This is a genomic window from Pontimicrobium sp. MEBiC06410 (assembly GCF_053601615.1).
The window spans coordinates 1-512 of record NZ_JBSHNT010000075.1; the positions used below are offsets into that span (position 1 = coordinate 1).

General features: G+C 35.2%; 1 protein-coding gene. It reads right to left on the bottom strand.

Going from position 1 to position 512, the window contains the following annotated elements:
• Positions 1–290: 290 nt before the first annotated feature.
• Positions 291–512, bottom strand: a 222-nt coding sequence (locus ACVC08_RS00490; RefSeq protein WP_452600554.1) for a T9SS type B sorting domain-containing protein, incomplete at its 5' end; no start/stop codon positions are given.

Sequence of the window (512 nt, forward strand, 5' to 3'; positions counted from 1 at the left end):
CTTACCTTACCTTACCTTACCTTACCTTACCTTACCTTACCTTACCTTACCTTACCTTACCTTACCTTACCTTACCTTACCTTACCTTACCTTACCTTACCTTACCTTACCTTACCTTACCTTACCTTACCTTACCTTACAAGCCCTTCCCCTTTTTTATTAAAAACATAGCCTAATTCACTTATAAATGAAAACTATATAAACAGTATCAATTCTATATCAATAAACTAAACAAAAAAGGTCTAAGCAATAGCTTAGACCTTTTTAAATTAAATATTTAAAATTGTTTATTATCGTTTCAACGCAAAATGGGCCTTAAACGTTTTCACCTCATTCGTGCTCGGTTCTCTATACTGTACAGTAAACCAATACGTGCTATTAGGCATTGGGTTGCCATTATAGGTACCATTCCATCCACTTCCAGAAGGGCTTAGTTGTTTTAATAGCTTGCCATAACGGTCAAAGATATAAATAATAGCATCTGCTTGTCCAGCTAAGCCATAGATGTTCCA